Origin of the sequence: Dyadobacter luticola, from assembly GCF_005860805.1 — a bacterium.
Lineage (GTDB): Bacteria > Bacteroidota > Bacteroidia > Cytophagales > Spirosomataceae > Dyadobacter > Dyadobacter luticola.
Window position 1 is genome coordinate 1,825,205 of record NZ_VCEJ01000002.1, and the last position, 24,302, is coordinate 1,849,506.

Annotated in this window: 18 protein-coding genes; 11 read left to right on the forward strand and 7 right to left on the reverse strand. The window is 50.5% G+C overall.

The genetic code is table 11. From position 1 onward, the window contains the following. The first annotated feature begins 41 nt into the window (after positions 1-41). From FEN17_RS07655 to FEN17_RS07670, 4 genes are all read left to right on the forward strand, one after another. Positions 42-1,280, forward strand: a complete 1,239-nt coding sequence (locus tag FEN17_RS07655) for a sensor histidine kinase (protein WP_138364677.1) — start codon at positions 42-44, stop codon at positions 1,278-1,280. Between the two features lie 116 nt (positions 1,281-1,396). Then, positions 1,397-2,593, forward strand: a complete 1,197-nt coding sequence (locus tag FEN17_RS07660) for a PQQ-dependent sugar dehydrogenase (protein ID WP_138364678.1) — start codon at positions 1,397-1,399, stop codon at positions 2,591-2,593. A gap of 18 nt (positions 2,594-2,611) precedes the next feature. Next, positions 2,612-3,586, forward strand: coding sequence for a DUF6923 family protein (locus tag FEN17_RS07665; protein ID WP_138364679.1), 975 nt, complete (start codon positions 2,612-2,614; stop codon positions 3,584-3,586). Between the two features lie 12 nt (positions 3,587-3,598). Then, positions 3,599-4,321 carry a DUF3891 family protein gene (locus FEN17_RS07670; protein WP_138364680.1) on the forward strand — a complete coding sequence of 241 codons (723 nt, stop codon included), beginning with the start codon at positions 3,599-3,601 and terminating at the stop codon, positions 4,319-4,321. A gap of 21 nt (positions 4,322-4,342) precedes the next feature. Here FEN17_RS07670 and FEN17_RS07675 read toward each other — a convergent pair whose 3' ends face one another. From FEN17_RS07675 to FEN17_RS07690, 4 genes are all read right to left on the reverse strand, one after another. Next, positions 4,343-6,472, reverse strand: coding sequence for a cation:proton antiporter (locus FEN17_RS07675; protein WP_138364681.1), 2,130 nt, complete (start codon positions 6,470-6,472; stop codon positions 4,343-4,345). Positions 6,473-6,475: 3 nt separating this feature from the next. Next, positions 6,476-7,051 carry a hypothetical protein gene (locus FEN17_RS07680; RefSeq protein WP_138364682.1) on the reverse strand — a complete coding sequence of 192 codons (576 nt, stop codon included), beginning with the start codon at positions 7,049-7,051 and terminating at the stop codon, positions 6,476-6,478. A 66-nt stretch (positions 7,052-7,117) separates the two neighbouring features. Further along, entirely contained in the window at positions 7,118-8,584 is a 1,467-nt protein-coding gene (locus tag FEN17_RS07685; protein WP_138364683.1) for a HAMP domain-containing sensor histidine kinase, read from the reverse strand. Positions 8,585-8,586: 2 nt separating this feature from the next. Further along, the gene (locus FEN17_RS07690) at positions 8,587-9,291 is read right to left on the reverse strand and encodes a response regulator transcription factor (RefSeq protein WP_138364684.1); all 705 of its coding nucleotides are present in this window, start codon (positions 9,289-9,291) and stop codon (positions 8,587-8,589) included. Between the two features lie 139 nt (positions 9,292-9,430). Here FEN17_RS07690 and FEN17_RS07695 point away from each other — a divergent pair, with 139 nt between their 5' ends. The 5 genes from FEN17_RS07695 to FEN17_RS07715 all read left to right on the forward strand — a co-directional run bounded on the left by FEN17_RS07695 (position 9,431) and on the right by FEN17_RS07715 (position 18,214). Further along, the gene (locus FEN17_RS07695) at positions 9,431-10,717 is read left to right on the forward strand and encodes a spondin domain-containing protein (RefSeq protein ID WP_138364685.1); all 1,287 of its coding nucleotides are present in this window, start codon (positions 9,431-9,433) and stop codon (positions 10,715-10,717) included. Positions 10,718-10,994: 277 nt separating this feature from the next. After that, positions 10,995-11,588, forward strand: coding sequence for an RNA polymerase sigma-70 factor (locus tag FEN17_RS07700; RefSeq protein WP_138364686.1), 594 nt, complete (start codon positions 10,995-10,997; stop codon positions 11,586-11,588). 93 nt (positions 11,589-11,681) lie between these two features. Continuing rightward, entirely contained in the window at positions 11,682-12,677 is a 996-nt protein-coding gene (locus tag FEN17_RS07705; protein ID WP_171037869.1) for a FecR family protein, read from the forward strand. Between the two features lie 213 nt (positions 12,678-12,890). Beyond that, positions 12,891-16,415, forward strand: coding sequence for a SusC/RagA family TonB-linked outer membrane protein (locus tag FEN17_RS07710; protein WP_138364688.1), 3,525 nt, complete (start codon positions 12,891-12,893; stop codon positions 16,413-16,415). Between the two features lie 20 nt (positions 16,416-16,435). Further along, a complete protein-coding gene (locus FEN17_RS07715; protein WP_138364689.1) occupies positions 16,436-18,214 on the forward strand; it encodes a RagB/SusD family nutrient uptake outer membrane protein in 1,779 nt (592 codons plus the stop codon). 21 nt (positions 18,215-18,235) lie between these two features. Here FEN17_RS07715 and FEN17_RS07720 read toward each other — a convergent pair whose 3' ends face one another. Genes FEN17_RS07720 through FEN17_RS07730 form a run of 3 tightly spaced genes read right to left on the reverse strand, consistent with a single transcriptional unit; the run spans position 18,236 to position 21,215 of the window. Continuing rightward, the gene (locus FEN17_RS07720; protein WP_138364690.1) at positions 18,236-19,096 is read right to left on the reverse strand and encodes a class II fructose-bisphosphate aldolase; all 861 of its coding nucleotides are present in this window, start codon (positions 19,094-19,096) and stop codon (positions 18,236-18,238) included. Beyond that, the gene (locus FEN17_RS07725) at positions 19,093-20,046 is read right to left on the reverse strand and encodes a carbohydrate kinase family protein (RefSeq protein WP_138364691.1); all 954 of its coding nucleotides are present in this window, start codon (positions 20,044-20,046) and stop codon (positions 19,093-19,095) included. The genes FEN17_RS07720 and FEN17_RS07725 overlap by 4 nt, the downstream gene beginning before the upstream one ends. Positions 20,047-20,066: 20 nt before the next feature. Next, entirely contained in the window at positions 20,067-21,215 is a 1,149-nt protein-coding gene (locus FEN17_RS07730) for an SIS domain-containing protein (protein WP_138364692.1), read from the reverse strand. Positions 21,216-21,437: 222 nt separating this feature from the next. Here FEN17_RS07730 and FEN17_RS07735 point away from each other — a divergent pair, with 222 nt between their 5' ends. Continuing rightward, a complete protein-coding gene (locus FEN17_RS07735) occupies positions 21,438-23,420 on the forward strand; it encodes a S9 family peptidase (RefSeq protein WP_138364693.1) in 1,983 nt (660 codons plus the stop codon). Beyond that, entirely contained in the window at positions 23,410-24,294 is an 885-nt protein-coding gene (locus tag FEN17_RS07740) for a DMT family transporter (protein WP_138364694.1), read from the forward strand. Before FEN17_RS07735 ends, FEN17_RS07740 begins: the two co-directional genes overlap by 11 nt. Positions 24,295-24,302 lie beyond the last annotated feature (8 nt).

The following is a 24,302-nucleotide window of genomic DNA, read 5'->3' on the forward strand; positions in this document are numbered from 1 at the left end:
AGTTTACTTCCTGCCGCAGCAATTTAAGATAAGGGAGTTTCATGGAGGAATTGGAGGACGTTTACCAGAAGGATATTGACCGTGTAAGGCAAATCTCTATCATTCCCACCATGCTGGACGTAATCTGCAAAACAACCGGGATGGGCTTTGCCGCAGTGGCGCGGGTGACCGACACCCGGTGGATTACCTGCAGCGTACGCGACGACATTCAATTTGGCCTGGTCCCCGGCAGTGAACTCAGCATTGAAACCACCATCTGCAACGAAATCCGCGACTCGATCCAGCCGGTCGTGATCGACAGCGTTCAGGACGATATAATGTTCTGCAATCACCACACGCCAGCTTTGTACGGTTTCCAGAGCTACATTTCTTACCCGATCATTCTCAAAACCGGTGAATTTTTCGGAACACTCTGCGCGATTGATCCCAAGCCCCGGCAACTGAAAGACGTCGCCATCACCGGCATGTTCACCGCTTTCACCGACCTGATCTCCTTCCATTTACAACAAATAGAGCTGCTGGAAAAAAGCGGGAATACGGTAAAAACCCTTAACCGCCAGCTGAATAATTCGTTATACGAAAACCGGCAATTCAGGCACATTTCCAGCCATACTTTGCAGGAACCGCTGCGTAAGCTCCGTGTTTTCAGTGGGATGCTGGTAGAGTCGCTCCGCTCTAATGATGCTGGGAAGGCGGAGCTTCTTGCTTTGCGGATCAATCGTGGCGCAGAAAGATTTTCGACCTTGATCCGTGACCTCGTCAGCTTTTCAAACCTCGATGAACAAGATGCCGTATTTGAGCTGACGGACATTGATTTACTGGTCAGAAACATGATCACGGATATCAATGAACAGCTAACCCTCAAAGATGCGACGGTAGAGATCGGGACTTTGCCGCAGATTGTCGCTATTCCAGCACAAATGGACCAGCTTTTCCGGCACCTGATCGATAACTCCGTGAAATTTTCCAGGCGGAATGAGCCGCTGCAGCTCGCCATAACTTCCCGGGACTACATTCCCTCCAGTAAGGAAAAAGCCTTGCTGCTCAGTAAGGAATATGTCGAAATCAGCGTGCGCGACAATGGTATGGGCATCGATTCGTCGCAACTAGATGCCATTTTCAACATTTTCGCCCAGCTGCCTTCGGAACATTTGCTGGACGGCGTCGGCATCGGTTTGAGCATTTGCAAAAAAATCGTCCTCAATCACGCCGGGCTGATTTCCGTGAATTCAAAAGTGGGCGAAGGCACCACGATTTCAATCGTTTTACCAATCGAATAAATCCGCTTATTGTCGCCGAAGTACGTGCTGCATCGCTGCTCGTCGTGACTGACGCATGGCAGGCAAGCTTTTTATACGAAAGTGTCCCGCTCACTTTTTATAAAAGCACTTCATCCATGATCAGAAACTTACTTTTTACTGCAACACTATTTACCGCTGGCCAGCTCGGGAATTTGCTCATCGCGCAAAAAGGACTTCCTTCCAAAACACCATTCACCGCAACCGTCAACACCGCTTACCCGCAGCACCTCGATTTTAAGGAAAGTATGGTATCAAACCTGGTGGTACCGAGCGGTTTCAAGGTCATGCTGGTGGCTTCCGGCCTTGGCAAGCCGCGGATTATGTCGGTAACACAGCAGGGCATTTTATATGTGACCCGCCGCGACGCGGGCGACGTGCTGATGCTGAAAGACACAGACAATGACGGGAAGTTCGACGAGCTCAAAACGGTCATGAAATTCCCCGATGTGCATGGTATCACCCAGCATAATGGCATGCTGTACCTCGCATCCAGCAAAATCATTAAAAGAGCGAAAATTGGCAGCGACGGCATGTTGTCGGACACCGCGACGCTGGTGAAGGACCTGCCGGAAGGCGCCCAGCATAACAACCGCATGCTGGCATTTGGGAAGGATGGCAAACTGTACATGACCATTGGCAGCACCTGCAACGACTGCGGCGAAACGAACAAGGAGAATGCGACCATGCTGGTGATGAATGAAGACGGTACCGGCCGCCAGATTTTTGCACGTGGGTTACGGAATACGATCGGCTTCGACTGGCAACCGCAGACCGGCGATATCTGGGGCTGCGACAATGGTACCGACTGGCGCGGCGACGAAATTCCCCCGGAAGAGCTGAACAAAATTGAAAAAAATGGCGACTATGGCTGGCCCTGGGTTTTTGGGAAACAGGAAGTAGACCCAACCCGCGAAGATCCGTCGGGCACCACCAAAGAAGCCTACGCGAAAAATACGGTACCGGCCGTGATGACTTTCCCGGCGCACAGCGCTCCGATCGATTTCAGGTTTATCGGCAACAAACCCGGTGTTCCTCAGGCCTACCAGAATGATGCATTAGTCGCGTGGCACGGCTCGTGGAACCGGAAAAATCCGGAAGGTTACAAGATCCAACGCATTCATTTTGAAAATGGAAAACCCGTTTCTGTGGACGATTTCTTCTCCGGATTTTTGAGTAAAGACGGCAAAACGCGTTTCGGAAGACCTGCCGGGATCATTGTTGCCGACTCGGGGAAAATCTTTGTTTCCGACGATGAGAACGGAAATATCTATTGCATTGCGCCAGCCAAATAACATTATAAACTTATTGTCATGCACTTCATCAACACATTGATCAAAACCGCAGTTTTGCAGCTTACCTTGTTTCCCGTTTTTGCCCAAACTGCAAAAATCCAGTTTGAAAAACCGGGGCTATATCCCGAAGGCGTCGCTTATAATCCTGGCGACAAACATTTTTATATGGGCTCGGTCACTACGGCTACAATCGGTCGGGTGGGTATGGACGGAAAATATGAAGAGGTTTTTAAGGATACCACTTTAAAATCGACTTATGGTATGAAAGTCAGCCCCGACAATAAGCTGCTCTGGGTTTGCGTATCAGATGCCAATTACAGCAAATTCACCGAGCCGGCCACGGCGAAAAAGATGGGCAGGCTGATCGCGATCGACATTTCGACGCATAAAAAAGTGCAGGATGTGGACTTGGGAAACCTGGTTGAAGGAAAGCATTTTATCAATGATATTGTTTTTGATAAACAAGGAAACCTGTACGCGACGGACAGCTACAACCCTGTGATCTATAAAATTGACAAAGCTGGAAAAGCTTCGATTTTTGCAAAAAATGATCTTTTCAAATCCATTGATGTCGGCTTAAATGGCATTGCTTTTCACCCGAAAGGTTTTCTGGTAGTGGATAACAATGGTTCGGGTGCGCTGCTGAAAGTGGATATCGCTGATCCCACGAAGGTTTCTGTGATTAAAATTAAAACATTTTTCCCTGGTGCCGACGGACTCCTTTTCGATCCCGCCGGCAACCTGATTGTGGTGCAAAACAAAGGTGTCGACAAGATATTCCGACTGGCCAGCACCGACGACTGGGCGACTGCCAATGTTACCGGCGCTACGGCAGCCGAAGACCGCTACCAGCAGCCAAGCACAAGTACATTGGCTGATAACCAGGTATATGTCATCAATTCAAAAATGAATGAGCTGGCCGATCCCGTAAAACGTCCGTCAAAAGCGTTTTCAATTCAAAAACCGGATTTCAGGGAAGTTAGCAGCAAATAAAAGCGTAAGACAGTGATTGTAAATTACACCGAAGAAGGCTGGTCCATCGTTACCCAGCGGTCGCACGGCTTGCTTGCAGCGCAGATTTGCGGCCGCTGGAAAAAAGATCAGCAGCCCGAGCGCTGGGTAGAAACGCTGATTGCGACGGCCGAGCACGATGACGTAAATGACGAGCTGACCGAGCCGGAAATTGTGCACCCAAACGGAGGCCCGAAAAACTTCAAGATGGTGCCCTTTGAACCCGCCTATTGTGATCGTTTGGTGGCAAAAGCATTGGCAAAAGGTCGGTACGTCGGTATTCTGATCGCGACACACATTCGCTTTTTATATGGCGAGCAGACGGAAGCAAAACCTTATTGCGCCGCTTTGGCCAAGAAGGAAAAAATCTGGATCAAGGAAACCAAAACATCGGCAGCCCAGGTAAAGTCGAGCTATGAGCTTCTGGAATTCTGCGATGCGTTTTCCCTGATCATCTGCCAGCAACTGATGCAGCCCGAGGAGCGGCTGATGGAAATCAGCAACGGTCCGGACGGAAAATCGTATCAGCTCAGAATGCGCAATCCCGGCGAGCTGATCGTCAGCCCCTGGCCTTTTGAAGAAGACGCCTTTCAGGTTAATTACGAAAGCCGCACGGTGAAGCAGCTCGCATTTGAAAGCAGCGAAGCATTTAGAAAAGCGCTTGAATCCGCGGTAATCACGCACAATACGCTGACCATCGCCAGAAATCCGGCCTGAATGTGGACGGGGATCACTTCCCTACCCCGGAAAAATCTTCCCGATCATTCGTCCGATCTCGACAAAATCGTCATGGTTACTGACGGACCGCTTCTCTGTTTCATCCGCATTATTCTTTTGTGAAAATGGATACACCAGCAGAAAGTTATTCTGCAATGCATGCTGGTTCAGAAAATCGGGCATCAGGCCCATTCTTGGAAAAAATGAAGCCATGCCGCGTTTAGCCATAAATACAATCAATCCCTCGTCCGCCACCAGCTTTATTGCTGCCTGCTCTGCTTCGCCCCAGTAATCGATGGTATGCAGCGACAACTCGATCGCCGATTTTTTGGCCACCCGCTCAATGATATCAATGATCGGGCCGCTGGTATAAAATGCCATTTCCGAGCCCGATGACTTACCGATATTCCATACACGCAGCAGCGCATGAAAGAAACCGGGCTCTTTGTCGGCTTTGGGCGGAATGAGAACAATGTATTTTTTGATAGTCGAAATCGGCTGCGCGGCGTGATAGATCAGCGTGTTGACATGGTCGTTTTGCAGGTATCCGTTGGTGAGATTATATACCAAAGATGGCGTCAGACCTTTATCCGGCTGTAAGGCGAGGATCAGATCGGTGATTTTCTGTTCCTTGATCACATTGCTGATACCCGTGGAAACATCGCTGTCATAGCGGGTGAGCGGCTGGATACGCACATCGGCCGCCGCACCCGTAGTGACCGCCTCGTGCAATGTTTTCTCCGCATTTTTTACAGAAGATTCATTCTTTTCATTATTGATCACATTCAGTGCAAAAAGCCTGTCTTTGTTATTCGCCGCCTTGATAAGCAAGCCAAGATTGACTGTTTTTTCAACCGTTTCCTCATAATTCACCGCGATCAGAATGTTCTCAGATTCCTGGTTCGTACCTGAGGCAGTGGCATCATTATCTGCTTGTGCAATCCTGGCCGCGCTCGACATCGATACAAATGATGATACCGTACAGGAAATAAGGATCAGCAGAATACTTCCGTTGAGCACGTGCTCGCTCAGCAAACGCACCGGCTCACCGACTTCATTCTCAGAAACAATAATGTTGTAACCCACCATCACCGACGCCAAAGTAGCCGCCGCAGAAGCAGAACTCAGTCCGAAAATGATCATTCCCTCATCTTTTGTGAGCCGGAATGTTTTCTGCGTGAGTACCGCCGCCACATATTTCCCGCCGATCGACGCCACCAGCATTACCGCCGCAACGATCAATGTTTCCAGGCTTTTAAAGAAGACCGTGAAATCGATCAACATGCCGACGCTGATCAGGAAAAAAGGGATGAAAATAGCATTTCCTACAAACTCGACGCGGTTCATCAGTGCCGAGGTGTGCGGGATCAATCTGTTCAGCGCGAGCCCCGCGAAAAATGCGCCGATGATCGCTTCGATCCCGGCAAGCTCAGCCAGTACCGCGGCGAGATAGATCATCACCAGCACAAAAATGTACTGTGAGATTTTATCGTCGACTTTCTTGAAAAACCACCTCCCGATAATTGGAAAAATAAACAATACCACCAGACTAAATGCGACCACTGAAAACCCCAGGCGCAGCCAGAATGCACTGTTTACCTCACCTTGGGTCATCCCCACCACCACCGCCAGTACCAGCAGCGAAAGTACATCCGTCAGCATCGTGCCGCCCACGGTAATGTTCACCGAAAGGTTTTTAGCGATGCCCATCTTGCTCACCAGCGGATAGGAAATAAGGGTATGTGAAGAAAAAAGACTGGCAAAAAGCACAGAAGTAAGCAGTGAAAAATGCAGCACATAATATCCGCCTGCCATACCCAGGATAAAAGGTACGGCAAAGGTGAAAACCGTGAATGTGATGCTCTTGCCCATATTTTTCTTAAAATCGCCCATATCGATTTCAAGTCCGGCCAGGAACATAATGTAAAGCAAGCCGGTGGTACCGGTGACGACCACGCTGCTGTCGCGCGAAAGCAAATTCAGACCATTCGGCCCTACCACAGCCCCGGCAATCAGCAGGCCAAGCAGGTGCGGGACTTTGATTTTATTCAGCAGCAGCGGCGCGCCGAGAATAATGATCAGTTCGAGCAGAAATTTCAGGACAGGGTCTTCTATCGGTAAACTGCCGATGTGAATGTTGAGCAGCGGCATAATTTAGCGGTTTGTCAGGCGGTTCAGCTCGATGGAAAATTTCGCATTACACGATTTATCAATGCCCGCAGTTTGGGTCCCTTTGATGAGGCTCGGATTTTCCCGGTTGAGGTCTACGGTCAGTTCCAGGTTTTTGGCCGACGAAGAATCGCTGCGAAAATGCAGCTGAATGTGGGTACTGTCCAGCTTCGCCGAAAATACCCGCACCACCTGGTTGTTGTTGATCACGCGGGTGTACAATCCCGTGGAGTCGCTCACAAATTCCCAGGAATTGGAACGCTGGTCGCCGATGACATATTCACTGCAATTGGACTCCCTGCAAACCGACTTGCTGCTCCATAGCCCGGCAATGTCGTCGGGCCAGCGCTGGATGATGATCGCGGTATCTTTTTTGGCAAAAAGGCTGTCTCGTATCCGCAGAAGCGACTGGTAGTCTGCTTCTTTGATCGCAAATCCCTTTTCGCGGGCGAGGATTTGCTGCTCGCGTAAGTCGAGCTCGCGTACTTTTTCTTTATCCTGGCAGCCCCAGAAAAGCAATAAGGTAACGCAGGTAAGTAGCAGGTATTTGTGCAATGCCATAGGGTGAAGTTGAGATATATGGCAAGGCAAGTTAAAAAAGTATTCCAAAAAAAGGTTCGACCGGAGTTAAGACCGGTGCATGACAAACTCAAATGCCGCGCCTTTTCCACTCTCGCTCACCACTTCAATGGTCGTTTGGTGCAGTTCGAGGATCTTGCGAACGATGGCTAGCCCGAGCCCGGTACCTTTTTGCCCCGAGGGATAAAGTTCGGCCTGTTTATACCGCTCGAAAATCTGCTCCTGATAGGCTTTGGCAATACCCACACCGGTATCCGCGACCCGTATCCGCACGCCAGTGCCGGTTTCGGTAAGGCTTACTGTGATCCGCCCGCCGTCGGGTGTGAATTTGAATGCATTATCCAGCAGATTTTGAAATACCCTTTCGGTGAGTGCAATGTCTGCAAAAACGGGCGGCAGAACCGGTGGCGCTTCCAGTGACAGCACGATTTTACGTTCGCCCGCCTTTAACTGGTAGGAACTTAAAATGTCGGAAATGAGCTCGCCGAGCGGAAATATCTCCTTTTGCACTGCCACCACATTGGCTTCCAGCTTGGAATATTGAAAAAGCTGGTCGACCAGCCCCGAAAGTTTCCGCGCGCCTTCGTGGACGATGGATAGATAGCGCTCTTTTTCCGGGGCCGAGAGTGTTTCCTTTTTGATCATCAATGTCTCCACGTAACCCTGCATGATCGAAAGCGGCGTCCGTAGATCGTGCGAAACATTGGCGATAAGCTCCTGCCGGAGGCGGTCGGTGGCGGTGATTTTTTCAATGTTATCCACGATCACGTCCGCCATATCATTGAATGTGGAGGTCAGCACGCCAAGGTTACCTTTGGCATAGCCATGGACGCGCGCCGAGTGGTCACCGTCTTTAAATCTTTTGACCACCCCGGTAATGATGCAAATGCTGTCGGTAATGAGAAAAAAGGTGAGCAGCCCGACGACAAACACCCCGAGCAGGGCGGCGAAAAAAATGTAGGCGGCCAGCCTGAAATTGAGGTCATCCGTCAATGTCGCGAGGATCTCCATCTGCTTTTGGCTTGCGAGCACGGCATACACATACCCGACTTTTTTTCCATTTTCCAGCACCGGCGCGACGGAGAAAATACTGGCGTCGCCGGGATGTTTCGGATTGTCGCCCAAGGGCTTAGCCACACCCGCCGCCAGCCACTCCCGCACTTTGGACATATCCACTTTATTGATCTGCACGGTCGCTTCAGGCACCACGTAGTCGGTAATGTTGCCCAGCGTATCCAGCAGGTACACCTCCACGCTCGGGTTGGCCACCATCGTGGAATGGATAATGTCGTGCGTCACCGTGGTATCCGGCCGGCCGTTTTTGATGGGCTGGGTAAATGTGGCCAAATGCTGGGCGATGCCGCCAAACAACTGCTGGTGAGCCGTCATATAGTATGACTTCGAAAACCGGGAGGCGATCATCACAAAAACGATTCCCAGGATGATCAGAATGCTTGCGAAAACGCCGCTTATTTTCCAGAAAAGCAGGTTGCCGCCGATCGTTTTTACAGACATTTTTATAAATCTTCGTTAAACCGGTAGCCGATGCCCCAGGTAGTTAGTACAAATAGTGGATTGGAAGCGTCGGCCTCGATCTTGCCCCGCAGCCGGTTGATATGGGTGTTGACCGTATGTTCGTATCCTTCAAAATCGTAACCCCAGACCAGGCTCAGCAACTGCTTGCGGCTGTAACTTTTGCCCGGATTGGACGCCAGCAGGACGATCAGCTCAAACTCCCGTGGCGACAGGTCAAGCCGCTCGCCGCGCAGCATGACCTTTCGTTTATCCATATCAATTTCCAGCCCCGCAATGCTGATCAGCTGGCTTACCGGCGCTGCGTAGCGTGCTTTTTCTTCATTTCTTCTGAAAATGACGCGTACCCTGGCAATGAACTCCCGCACGCTGAAAGGTTTGGTGAGGTAATCGTCGGCGCCGGTTTCGAGGCCCATCACTTTATCTATTTCTTCCGATCGTGCGGTAAGCATCATGATCGGCGTCTGCCGGTCCGTCTGGCGGATTTTGCGGCAGATTTCCATACCGTTCAGGCCGGGAAGCATCACGTCCAGAATGATGAGGTCAAATTTTTCATCCTGCGCCCGGGTCAGTCCGTTCTGCCCGTTTTTTTCCGGGATCACTTTACAGCCCAGGTCCGACAAATGTATCGAGAGCAGCTCGGTAATGTTGGTATCGTCCTCAACGATCAGCACATTTTTGGTATCCATATCACACTGATTTTCTGCAAAGTTTACGAATAAAACCGCGCGAAAATGTGCTGTGATACTTTTGTTATAAATCCGTGACGACGCTGGGATACCCTGTCAGTTGTTTTGCATCATCCGAAACATTAAAAAGGAAACAGACATGATCAAACCACTGCTCGGGCTTTCACTTACTGCCCTGATTTTCAGCGCCTGCACCAAGGACCACGATCCGCAGCCTACTGCCAAAACCATTACCATCGAAAATGTCCTCGACAGCAAGCCGCTCGTGGAGTCAGGCGCATTCAAAGGCGAGGGCACGCCGCCCGTAATCATGCCCGGACAGTCGGTATCGTTCTCATTTTCAGCGGCCAAAAACCAGCGGCTGACCTTCGCGACGATGTATGGTTGGAGCAACGATTTGTTTTTCGCGCCGGCGAATCCGGGTATCAAATTGTATGAGGACGACGGTACGCCGATCACCGGCGACGTTTCTGCGCAGATCAAACTCTGGGACAACGGTACGCGGGTAAACGGCGTGCCGGGGATGAGCCTGATGCATCCGGGTACGGCTGAGGCTTCTCTCAAAAATATCAAGGAAGTAAAAGGTACTGATGATTATGGTCACACCTTTCTGGCCACTTCGCAGCTCATGAACGTTTCGATGACTTATGATGGCAACTCGATGTTTACAGTGACGATTAAAAACCAGTCGGGCGGCACCGGAAATGAAACACCTTTCAGTCCGGGCGTCTGGGCGATTTCTTATGTTGCCGGTGGTAACCTGCTGCTTCCCGAGCCGATTTATTCGGAAGGCAAAGCAACTACCGACGCGCTGACGCACATTGCCGTAATGGGAGATAATGCGCCGCTGAATACCTGGCTGACTTCGCAAACCGGCATTTTTACGCCGCTATCGCCGATTCTGGTGGTGGTGTACCAGGGAAATGAAAATCCATTTTTCAAATCAGGCGAAAACGACCGGGGCGAAGGTTTGAAAGAACTTGCTCAAAAAGGGAATGCCGACGTGCTGGCAGCTTCACTGAAAATGAAGAGCAACATTAAAAACGTGTATGTGCTCAAAGAGCCGACCAGCACGGTGTTATTGCCGAAAATCGGTGGCAATCCAGGCGGCAAAGTTTCCCAGCCGCTTACGCTCGGCGCGGGCGACAGGGTGGCAGTGGCTACCATGTATGGATTTTCCAACGACTGGTTCTTCTCGACGAGCGGAAACGACATCGACGGCACCACGAGCGGCGACTTTTCCGGATCGATAGGACTGTATGACAACGGCACGGCGATCAACCAGTTCCCTGGCGCGGGCATCACGCAATTTAATCTGGCCGGCACGCCGCTCAGCGAAAGTAAAGCGATCGGGCCGGTACCGAATCCCAACAAGTTCACGACGCTGCCGGGCGTGAATGCGATGATTAAAGTTACGATCCAGTAAATTATTCGCTTCCAAAACGCATTCACTTTCAGATTACAGAACTGCCGGCCCGGAGATTTTTCCTCGCCGGCAGTTCTTTTTATCGCTTTATCCACAAATTAAAATCCTTATCCAGTAAAACAGAATAAAATATTGAAATTCTACAACTTACGGATTCAATAACAGTATCACATCGCAATCATGCATATTTTTATTCTGCATTTTTAAAAATCATACGATATCTCAATTTCCTTTAGTATATATTTGGTGACAGACATTTGGCCAGACTGTGACCGCAATGAAAACCCATCATCACCATCTTTCGGACGATCAACTCCTGGCCATGCTGCGGGAAGATGCGGAGGTGGCTTTTGATGAAATTTATCATCGCTACTGGGAAAAGCTGTATCATTCGGCGCACCGCATGCTGAAATCGGCCGAGGCGGCGGAAGAGGTTACCCAGGATACTTTTATGTTGTTCTGGATCAAACGCGATACGCTGGAAATTCAGTCGCTGAAACCTTACCTGGCTGCCATGCTGCGGTACGAAGTGTACCGCTACCTCGCCAAATCGAAGCAGGCAGAGGAAGTGCAGCGGGCGGTAAGGCTGGAAACGGCCACCTCGGTTTCTATGGATCAGGAAATCGAAAACCGGCTGCTGCTGGAAATCATTACCCGGCTTATCAACCGCCTGCCGGAGAAATGCCGGCTGGTTTTTCAGTACAACAAATTACAGGACCGCTCTCTCCCGGACATTTGCGAAGAGCTCCACATTTCGCCCAAAACCGCAGAAGCACATTTAACCAAAGCATTAAAGATCGTCCGCGAAAACCTCAGCGGCGTGACACATTTTCTCTTCTCCTTGTGGCTTCTGCTCGGCAGCCTTATTTAGTCTCAAAAAAATATTTAACAATTTTTTAAAACGACTAAGGGGTTTTTCTTCAAACTTCCCTCTATGTGCTGCAAAGGGCCAATCCGCTTTGCAATGACACAGGATTACATCAGACAGCTTGCCAAAAAATTTCTCGACGGTACCGCTACCGAGGAAGAGAAGAAGCAACTGCACGCATGGTATGATAGTCAGGATGCAAATTCGGACATGACGCCTGACGAAATTCAGCCGGAGGTTGTAAAAGTGCCGGTCGGAGAAAGTGGTGAAACGATCAGGAACCGCATGCTGGATAACCTGAAAGCCTTACAGAACCGCGACGAACCTGTACTGAAATATCACTGGGTACGGCGGTTTACATTCTGGTCTTCTGCTGCCGCGGCAGTGGTGATCGCTGGTTTTTTGTTTTTAAAAAATACCCATAAAACACAAAGTTCAGCGCTGCAACTGGTACAGGCGCCGCTCGGTAAAACATTGGATATCAAGCTACCCGACGGCTCGCATATCTGGCTGAATGCCGGTTCCACGCTCACTTACCCGAAATCGTTTTCAGGCAAGACCCGCGAGGTGGTACTGCGGGAGGGGCAGGCATTTTTTGACATTGTCCATGATAAAACCAAACCGTTTATCGTACATGCCAAAGCGCTGAACATTACGGTGTTGGGTACTTCATTTGATGTAAAAGCCTACCGCAATGATCCGGACATTAAAGTGACAGTCAAAACCGGGAAGGTCGGCGTGACGCTGCGGGACAAACCGGAGCATCCGGCAGTCATGCTGCTCCCTGCCGAGCAGGCCGTGGTAGCACCTGAGCAGGCCGTAAAAATTCAGGTGAACGAGATCAGCAAACCGGCGATCGCGCCCTGGAAAGACAACCGGATGGTTTTCGAAGACGAGCTTTTGCCGGAGATATTTCATGCTCTGGAAAGAAAATACAAGCAGCACATTGTGGTGGAAAAACCGGATCTGCTGACCGAAAAAATATCGCTCACACTGCACGACCAGCCGCTGGCGGATGTGCTGAAAGTGCTGGGCTTCTCGAAGAAATTTAATTATTCACAACTAAACGATAGCACGATAGTCGTCAGATAGTAATCCAAAAAAAATGCGGGCTGGCTTTCCAGGAAGGCTGGTTCCGAGAGTACCGGGAACACGGCCATGTCCCCGGTATCGGAATGTCCTCCGCCAGGCAATGCTTGGAACCATGAATGGCGGGTGGACGCAGTTTAACAGCTCTTAACCATTAAACATCAGACAAATATGGTGAAATATTACCATAGGGGGCTCCCCTTTCTCCAAAAATGTATGCGCATTTCTACGCTCATCCTGGGTATTAATGTCCTGACAACCGCCCTCCTGATGGCAGGGCCAACCGAGGCGCAGCATGTCAGCATGGATGTGCGGCAAACGCGCGTCAAGACGGTACTCAAACAAATTGAACAACAAACCGGGCTCACTTTCGCATTTGACGAAAAACTCTTGCGGAAGACGCCCGAAGTGACCATTTACGCATCGGGTCAGCCCATCCCGGCCATCCTGAAAATGATCGAGAAACAAACCGACCTGGAATTCAGGCAGGTTGGGAACATGATCGGGGTGACGGAGAAGCCGCATACCGGACAGGTAACTGAAAAAAACCAGACCGATGCGCAGGCGATTGTGCGGACCATTAAAGGAAAGATCACCGACGAAAAAGGCGAGGGACTTCCCTCTGTTTCGATCCGCGTGAAAGGTACCAGCGACGGTACAATGTCCGACATTGACGGCACTTACAGCATTAACGTAGCCGGCGACGAATCGATCCTGATTTACAGCTTCATCGGCTTCACTGCCCAGGAAATTATGGTGGGCGCTCGCTCGGCGATCGACGTGCAGATGCAGCCGGATGTTTCGACACTTTCGGAAGTGGTTGTGACCGGTTATGGCGCTCAGCGGAAGAAAGATTTGATCGGCGCGGTGTCGGTCGTGGATGTGGACCAGCTGAAACAGACCACTGACGGTCAGGTTACCAATCAGTTGCAGGGGCGCGCCTCAGGTGTGACGGTGGTAAGCTCCGGGCAGCCGGGCGATGCGCCGCAGGTGCGTATACGCGGTCTCAATACTTTTGGCAATAACAATCCTTTGTATGTGGTCGACGGCGTACCGACCACTTCCATCGCCGATCTGAACACGAATGACATTGCCAGCATGCAGGTGTTGAAAGATGCCGGCTCGGCGTCAATCTACGGTTCGCGGGCTGCAAACGGGGTAATTATCATTACTACCCGGAAAGGCAAGGACAAGGTGAAGGTGAATTACAGCGCGTGGTTCGGGATGCAAACACCGCCGCGCGGGAATGTCTGGAACACGCTGAACCCGCAGGAACAAGCGCAGCTGAAATTTCAAGTTCAGAAAAATTCCGGACTGACATTGGGCGACGACCAGTATGGCTACGGACAAACGCCCGTGCTCCCCGACTACATTCTGCCCACCGGTGCCAAAGAAGGCGATCCCGGCACCAATCCGGATTTATATTATGTAAATCCGAATTATACTTCGGTGGACGATTTCAATACATTTAACCAGATTGTAAAAGCCAATAAATCGGGTACCGACTGGTTTCACGAGATCTTCAAACCGGCGCCTTCCACGAGCCACAACATTTCGCTCAGCGGCGGCAGCGACCAGGGAAGTTATTTGTTCTCCATGAATTACTTCAACCAGCAGGGTGCATTGACCAACACGTATCTGAAACGTTATACGCTCCGCTCGAACAGTCAATATAACATTGGCAAGCACATCCGCATCGGCGAAAACCTGGCGTATTCGATTTCCGACAACCCGAAAAGCTCGACATCTGACGGCGGCTCGGCCATCGCGTTTTCTTTCCGTATGCAGCCGATCATTCCTGTTTACGACATCATGGGCAACTACGCAGGCAGCCGCGCCACAGGCATGGGCGACGCATTTAACCCGGTAGCGATGCGTGACCGCACGCGTTATGATAAAGGTTTGGATAACAGGTTGTTTGGTAACGTTTTTGCAGAAGTAGATTTGTTCAACTACTTCACGCTGCGGACGAGTTTCGGGGGTGAAAATTACTCCGGCCGCTGGAATTCATTTTCTTTTCCCAGCTACGAAAACAAGGAAAACAGCAATACCAATACGTACAACGAAGGTTCTTACAGCGGCTTCAACTGGACATGGACCAACTTGCTGACCTTCCATAAAACCATGGGCAAGCATGAGCTGACGGTAGCTGCTGGTACCGAGGCTTATAACAACAAATATTGGGAGCTGGGCGGCAGCACGCAGGGCTACTTTTCTTTTGATCCCAACTACATGAACCTCGGCACCGGCTCGGGCACGCGCAGCAATTACAGCAGCCGCTCGCTCGACGCGCTTTATTCGCTGATCAGCCGGGTGGATTACATTTATAATGACAAATACCTGCTCGGCGGTATCCTCCGGCGCGATGGTTCCTCGAAATTTATCAACGAGCGCTACGGGTATTTCCCGGCGGTGAGCGCAGGATGGCGGATTTCAAAGGAAGGTTTTATGCAGGGCATTCCATGGCTCGACGACCTGAAAATCCGCGCCAACTACGGGGTGATGGGTAACCAGATCAATGTGGGCTCCGGCAATGCATTTACTACTTACACCTCCAACCGCCGCAGCTCCTACTACGACCTTGCGGGCACAAGTGGAACGGGCGCACTGGAAGGTTTTGAGAGAAGTCAGATCGGAAACCCGGACGCGATCTGGGAGAAAGATATCAGTACCAACATTGGTATCGACGCCACATTTTTCAAAGGCCGGCTGGACGTGATCGCCGATTATTACGTCAAGAATATCAAGGACTTGCTTTTCAATCCATCGCTGATCGGTACCCAGGGAGGTGGTAATGTACCTTTTGTGAACATTGGTCAGATGAAAAACAAAGGGATTGATTTGCAGGTGAATTCCAAATTTGACATTGGCCGTGACCTGAAACTGAATGCGACGCTGACTTTTACCAGCTATAATAACAAAATCCTAAAAGTCGCGAATAATACCAATTATTTTGATCTCGAAGGCCGCGGCTTCGACGGTGCATCCATCGTCCGCAACAGCGTAGGAAATTCAATCGGACAGTTTTTTGGTTATAAAGTGATCGGCTTCTGGAATTCGGATGAGGAAATCGCGGCTGCCAATGCACAGGCTGTGCAGCAGACCGGCGACCCGAATGCGGTATACCAGGACGGTGCAGCACTGGGACGTTTCCGCTACGAAAACATCAATGGTGACGGACAGATCACGGCTGCCGACCGCCAGATGCTGGGTAATCCAAACCCGGATTTCAGCTACGGTTTGAATTTGGCATTTAACTACAAACAACTGGACCTGAGCATTTTCTTCTATGGCGTGCAGGGCAATCAGATCTGGAACCAGACCCGCTGGTGGAGTGATTTCAACTCATCACGTTCTGGTGCGAAGAGCAAAATAGCCTTGTACGACTCCTGGACACCGGAGCATCATAATGCCACCGCGCCAATCCAGGAAAACGCCAGCTCGTTCAGTACGATCAATGTGCCTAACTCCTATTTTATAGAAGACGGCTCTTACCTGCGTGCCAAAAACGTGCAGCTCGGCTACACGCTTGCACCGGCATTTTTGAAGAAAATCAAAATGCAGCAGCTGCGCTTCTACCTGCAGGCTACCAACCTGTTTACGATCACGAAATACTCAGGACTTGATCCCGAAGTAAGCAGGAACAATAGCGCTAATGCAAGCCAGATCGTTTTTGGCATTGACGAGGGCTCCTACCCTTCTTCGAAACAATATACAGTTGGCCTTAACCTTACTTTTTAACGATTACGGCGATACGCAATATGAAAAAGTTAACAAGATATATGGCCGCCTTTTGCTTGATGGGCAGCCTGCTGTTTTTACAAAGTTGCAAAGACCAGTTTCTCGACAAACCAGTGCAGGGCGCATTGAGTGACGAGGTGCTGGCGACGAAAAAAGGCGTGGACGGCCTGCTCACCGGCGCTTATGCGGCGCTGGACGGACAGGGCGATTTTACCGGCGGCAGCGGCTGGGAATCCCCGCCGGATAACTGGGTGTACGGCGCGATACCCGGCGGCGATGCGCACAAAGGCAGCGACGGCGGCGACCAGACGCCGATCAATGCCATCGCAACATTCACTTCCGGCGCTGACAATGGTTTTTATAATACCAAATGGAAAGCGCTTTACGAAGGTGTGACGCGGTCCAATACGGTTTTGAGAGTCTTGGCGCTGGTAACCGACATGACGGATGAGGAAAAGTCCGCCTTGGAAGCCCAGGCGCGTTTCCTGCGCGGACATTACTATTTCGAGCTGAAAAAAATGTGGAATATGGTGCCGTGGATCGACGAGACCACGACCGATTTCAACCAGCCGAATGACAAGGATATCTGGCCGATGATCGAAGCGGATTTTCAGATGGCTTATGAAAAACTGCCTGCTACACAGGACCTGGTGGGCCGTGCAAACAAATGGGCTGCGGGTGCTTACCTGGGCAAAACTTATCTCTACGAAAAGAAATTTGCGGAAGCGGTAAAGGTTTTCACCGAAGTGATCGGCAGCGGCGTGACGAGCAATGGTCTGAAATATGAACTGGTGTCATTCAAAGACAACTTTGACGCGGCGACGAAAAATAACGCGGAATCGGTTTTTGCAATTCAGATGGTGGCCAATGATGGTACGCTCGACATTACGAATGCAAACCAGGGTAGTATGCTCAATTTTCCTTATGGTACCGGCGCACCGTTTGCCTGCTGCGGATTTTTCCAACCTTCTCAAATGCTGGTAAATATGTATCGGACGGACGCGAGCGGCCTGCCTTACCTGACGGATTACAACAGTCACGCGGTGAAAAATGACATGAAACTGACGTCGGCAGCACCATTTACGCCAGACGCAGGTAACCTCGATCCCCGCCTCGACTGGACAGTGGGCCGCCGCGGCATTCCTTACCATGACTGGGGCATTTATCCAGGCATGAACTGGGTACGCGACCAGCCTTATGGTGGCCCGTATGCGCCGAAAAAGAACATTCATCGTCAGAAAACGCAGGATTTGTACGCCGACCTCAGCTCATGGGCACCGGGTAATGCCATCAATGTGCTGGTGATCCGTTTTGCAGATGTGCTGCTCATGGCGGCCGAGGCGGAAGCCAATGCAGGAAGCCTTGCAAAAGCCGAAGAGTATGTAAACCGTGTAAGAAACCGGGCGGCGGACAAAGCTGGCTGGTTGTATCAATATGTTACGAACGCGAATCCACTTGCCGGTTTTTCCACAACACCTGCCGCGAATTATGTGATAAAACCTTACCCGACCGGCACATTGGCGGCGAAAGGTAAGGCTGGTGTTTTGCAGGCGATTTATTACGAGCGCGGCATTGAGCTGGCGATGGAAGGTCACCGTTTCTTCGACCTCGTGCGCTGGAATGCAGCCGACACGGCGATCAATGGTTATTTCAACTATGAATCAAAAGTGACGACTGACCTCGCGGGCGGGAAATTCCTTAATGGTAAAAACAATTACTTTCCGATTCCTCAGTATCAGATCGATATGAGCACGGCAAACGGTGCGCCGCTGCTGAAACAAAATCCAGGCTACAACTAATAATAATTTCCAGCGACCCTGTCACGCGTGACCGTGGTCGCTGGAAATTAATGTTGCTCCCTGCACATTCTCCACCATTTCCAGCTTGGTTTTCACCAGCTCCGTAATTTTGTAAGTCGCTTTGGGAAATACCTTTCTCAGGTCAATGTCCTGGTTATAGGTTAATTCGGCTTTCAATGACGCCATAAAAATATTCTTGATCTCTGTCGCCAGGTTCACTTTGCAGATTCCGTTGGAAATCGCCTGCTGAACCTGATTATGCGGCACGCCCGAGCTTCCGTGTAAAACCAGGGTTGCCGCGGTTTTTTCAGAGATCTTGCGTAAAAGGGCAATGTCCAGTTTAGGTTCTTCCTTATAAAAACCATGGGCCGTGCCGATGGCGACTGCCAATGCATCCACGCCGGTTTCCTCTACAAATGCGGCGGCTTCGTCGGGTTGCGTAAAACCGGTGGTATGGTGCGACTGGCCCAGTTTGGCGACATATCCAAGCTCCGCTTCCACGTGCACATCATAGCGTTTGGCACGCTCGACCACTTCCCGGGTCAGCTTTACATTCTCCTCAAAAGGCAGCTCACTTCCATCGATCATCACCGAATCGAAACCCGCATCCAGGCAGCGCTGCACGAGTTCCACCGAGCCGCCGTGATCCAGGTGGATCCAGCCTTCCACACCAAATTCTTCCAGTCCGTTGCGCCCCAGGCTCACCGCCGTTTTCAGGCCCATGTAGTCAATCGAACTCTGGGTAAGTTGCAGGATAACAGGCTGTTTCAGTTCTGCCGCGGCTTGTAATACACCGTGCAATGTTTCCAGATCGTAATAATTGGTGGCCAGCAAGCCCTTTTTCAACAGTGTTAATTCGCGCAGTTTTTCTTTCAGTTTCATGACAGGCATAATTCGATTCCCCAGAAGTCTTTGATTTTTTCGCTGATTGTATTGAAGTCGCAGAATGCGCCTGTGCCGCCCGCGGCCGTGGTATTGAGCGCGCCCATGAGGTTACCCTCGCGCAGGCAGTCTTCCAGCGGCGCCCCGGACATGTATTTTTGAATAAAACCTGCATTGAAAGAATCCCCCGCCCCGATCGCATCCACAAAATGCGGCACCTCAAAAGCGGGAACGGATACCTCCTCGTCACCACAAATGCCCAAACTGCCTTTTCTCCCCATTTTGAGCGCCAGCGTATTCATGTAAGGCCGGAGCTTTTCAATGCCGTGGCCGATTGAATCTGTCCTGGTCAGCGCCAGTAATTCTGCTTCATTTGGCATAAAAACATCCACATAAGGCAGGCAGCGCGCATAGTCGAAAGCCCACTGCTCGGTAGGGTCCCACTGCAAATCCAGCGAGGTGGTCATGCCGGCCGCGCGGGCGTTTTTCAGGATCTGCTCAATGTCTTTTAAAAGTCCTTTTTGCAAAAAAAGGCTTGATATATGTAAATGCTGGTAATCCGAAGGTGTTTCAAAGGGAATGTGATTGATTGTCAGCGTATTCATCGCGCCCTGGTAGGTAATGTTGGCACGGTCCTGGGCGTAGTTCATCACCAGCGTGCAGCCTGTTTTCTGGCCTGCTACCCGGGTCACATGCCGGCGGCTGACCGACTTTTTTTCAAGCTCATTTAAAATAAAATCCCCGAAATAATCATCCCCTACCACCCCGCAGAAAGTCGTATCCACGCCCATCGCAGCACTGTTTGCCGCCATAATCGCCGAAGAACTTCCCAGGCACAGATCCATTTCCTCCGCGAGCAGCTCTTTGCCCACCTGCGGAAAAGCCTGGATTTTATTTAAAATCAGATCCACATTCAGCTCGCCTGCTACCAGTAGTTTCGGGGTTATCATATATGCTGTTTTTCAAAAACCTACTCTTTATAAATATTCACGCCCTCCACAACCCTGCTGATCGACCCGGAACTGGACGGACTGTCGGGATCAATGCCCAGATGCAGCGCGCTGTAATAACCCAGCAACTGTCCGACCAGCGTGGCCGCGATCATCTGATAAGGATTTTGCGGATCAATGCTTAGGTCGATTTTGCTGCTGTTGGGTAGCGAAATGTCGTCCACGCCCCCGATTTGCAAGCAGGTGATTTCCCGGCGGTCCCGCGCAATGTCCTCCGCCAGATCGCGCTCGTAGCGCATGATGTGCGGGTTTCTTGAAAACAGGTACACTATAAGCGTATTTTCATTTACAAAAGCCCGCGGCCCGTGCCGGAAAGCCAGAAATGAGTCCGACATGCATACCAGTTTTCCGTCGGTCAGTTCGAGCAATTTCAAGTGACATTCTTTGGCGATCCCGAGATTTTCGCCGGAGCCCAGGAACACTACCCGCTCGAAACCTTTCAGTACCAGCGTTTCCAGCAGGAATTTTTGTTTTAAAATCGTATTGCCGTGTTCCGCCAGGCGCTGGATTTTTTCTGCTTCTTTTTCCAGATCATCGATATGCGCCACAAGCAGCACGCTCAGCAGCATGCAGGTAAAACTGCTCGTCATCGCCAGGCTCTTATCATTGGTTGCCTCGGGCAGTACGATGCGGTAAATTCTTTGCGGCGCGACGGTATCCATTTGCGCCAATGTGCCCTCACCATTGCAGGTGATAATCAAATGATAAAGCTCGTCGCAATGTGCATCGGCCAGCTTCACCGACTCCGCGCTCTCCGGACTATTGCCCGAGCGGGCAAAAGATATCAAAAGCGTCGGCACCGGGCGGATAAAAATGGATGCGGGATGTGTGACGATCTCCGTAGTGGGTACCGCCTGCACCGGCCTGCGCCATATTTTTTGCAATGTTCCCTGGGCCGAATCACCGATGAATCCGGAAGTGCCTGCGCCGGTCAGGATGATCCGCAGGTTTTCGTTCTGTAAAATCGGATTCAGAAAACGGCTGATCTCGCTGCTATTTTTCTGGATTAATTGGTATACCTGCTGCCATAAGGCCGGCTGGGACAGGATTTCACGTTGGGTGTGTGCTTCCCCACCGCTTTTAAGCACACTGATGTCATTTTTTTGCATTATTAAAGCGGTAATTAGAAGACGGTTATATTGATTCTGAAACGTAATGTAATTTCATTTCAAATTAAACACCATAAAACGAAAGTAAAAAGTATTTTAAACCTTTCTTTTACTTTATTTATTGTTACACCTATATTGCAGGAGAATATATCGTATTTTAGCACGAAGGCATCTATATAATAAGGTGCATCTGGCAAGACAAACACTCCTAAACCCACTTTTATGATTCCACCGGAGACCAAGGCCCCAGCGCGCGGACTTGTGACAGATGATTTGCACAAAATCCGAAAGGTAGGCGCGCCGCTGCTTTCTCCTGCGTCCGACGATCTGGTATACCACGTGTCGGTAGCCTATCTGGACGGAAATGAGTACCATGATGAAATCATACTTTTGCTGGCTGATAGTGCTGAGAAACAGATTTTGGGTCACGGGAATGCGCATGCATGGTCGCCGGACGGAACTGAGATACTCTATGAAACCGAAAGTGGGGAACTGCACATTTATGCTTTGCAGGATCAAAAAAGCCGGTTTCTAGCGCAGCGTCACGACTCTACCTATTTTTTCAATCACCTGGCCGACAAGAATTGCACCTGGTCGCCCGACGGAAAATACATTGCTTACCTAAGCGCCGATATTACTGGCGAAGAAAACTCCGAAACCGAAGAAGTACGGATTTTTGACGACTTGCTTTATAAAACAAAAGGCGGCCGCGGCAGGCCAATGTATGCCGATCGTGCCTATACGCACATTTACGTAATTCCTGCGGCGGGCGGTACGCCGGTCACTCTCACGCTAGGTACATTCAACGAACATTCCACCACCTGGTCGCCCGACAGCCGTCACATTGCATTCATCAGCAACCGCTCATCGCAGCCGGATGATACCCAGCAGAGCGACGTATGGAAAGTGGATATTGAAACCAAAACCATCACCCGCCTGACCGAACATACCGGGTTAACTTACCAGCCAACCTGGTCGCCGGACGGGAAAAATATTGCATTTCTGGCTGTTTCGTGCACATTTGGTACCAATGACAGTACCGCCGAAGACACGCACATTGCGCTCATTTCCGCAGAAGGAGGCCAATTCCACTATATCACCAAAACCTTTGACCGGCGGATCGAGCACCTGCGCTGGCATCCTTTGGGAAAGTACATTTATTTTCTCGCAGGTGATCAGGGTTGCACTTCCATCTATCGAGTAAATGTTGAAAATGAAGCAGTTGAAATCATTCAGGGAGGTTCCGGCTGCATTACAGAATTCTGCCTGGATAGCAGCGAAGAGGATTTTGTTTTTGTAAAATCAGATACAAACCATCCGGCAGCGCTTTTTAAAACGATAAATCAAAGCAAAGAGATCGAGCAGATCACGCACGAAAATGCAGATTGGCTACAAACAAAAAATTTGAGAGAAGCTGAAACATTCTGGTTCCAAAGTTTTGACAGCACGTTTGTGCAAGGCTGGCTGATGCCGCCGGTTGATTTTGATGAAACGCAACATTCTCCGCTCATTCTGGTAATTCACGGCGGGCCGCATAATATGTTTGGCTATGATTTTGATGAGCGCATGCATTTGCTTTCGCAGGCCGGTTATGCGGTGGTTTTTATCAATCCAAGAGGAAGCCACGGCTATGGACAGGCATTTTCCAATGGTACGCTTGGAAATTGGGGCGGCGGTGATTATCAGGATTTAATGTCGGGTGTGGACTTCGTTTTGGAACAAAATGCATGGCTGGACCGGGATCAACTGGGCGTGACCGGCCAGAGCTACGGCGGCTTTATGACCAACTGGATCGTCACCCAAACTTCCCGCTTTAAAGCCGCGGTCGCCGATGGCGGGCTCAGCAACCTGGTCAGTTTTGCGGGCACTTCTTTATATCATTCTTTGATGGAATCGGAGTTTGGCGGCCGGGCCTACGAGCAGTTTGACCTGTTATGGAAATGGTCGCCGCTGCGGAATGCCGGCAAAGTAACTACGCCCACATTGCTCCTGCACGGCGAGACCGACAACGAAGTACCATTTTCCCAGGCCGAAGAAATGTACGTCGCCCTTAAAAAAGCGGGCGTAAAAACAAGACTTATCCAGTACAAAGGTGAAGGCCACGGCTGGCGGCCCGATTTGAAACCCCGCAGCAAAGCCGACCTGCATACACGCATGATCGCGTGGTTTGATACTTATGTAAAAGCAACCGTTAATGAGCAGTAAAACAAATAGTTGGCTGATTTTTGTCATCATTCACGTCGTCTTCATCGGCGTCTGGGGCGCGGTCATCGAAATCCCCGAAAAGAACGGTTTTCCTGCCACACTGGGTTATGTTGTTTGGGCATTGACGATGATACCAGCCTCGCTGGCCGCATTAAAAATGAAAGGCTGGAAGCTCGATTTCAACAAACGCGCAATGCTGTGGGGCGGAGCTGCGGGACTGCTTGGAGCGGGCGGACAGCTTGTTCTTTTCTTCACGCTCCGCATTGCCCCGGCTTATCTGGTGTTTCCGCTGCTCTCACTCACACCCGTCGTGACTATCCTGATGGCAGTTTTGCTGCTCCACGAAAAAACAGGAAAAATGGGCTGGATCGGTGTGGGTTTGGCACTGGCGTCTATTTTTATGCTCTCCTACCAGCCGGCGGGTGCGACGCAGGTGAGCGGCTATACCTGGATGCTGCTGGTCGCGATCCCGCTCTTTGCCTGGGGCGCGCAGGGATACATTATGCGGTTTGCGAATGAAATTATGTCGGCCGAGAGCCTGTATTTTTACATGATGGCCACGTCGGTGCTGCTGATCCCTTTTGCATTGTATCTCACCGATTTCAGCCAGCCCATCGAGTGGGGACTAAAAGGGCCTTATTTATCTGCTATCATCCAGTCGCTCAACGCATTTGGCGCACTTTGTCTGGTGTATGCATTCCGGTATGGAAAGGCGATCATCATTGCCCCGATCACTACTGCACTTTCACCGGTACTCACCGTGGCACTCTCGCTTGCGTTGTACCAAACCATTCCCCACCCCGTCATCGTTGCCGGCATTGCGCTGGCGATCGTATCCGCAATTCTCATGGGTTTTGAAGAAGTAAAAAGTTAAATGAAATA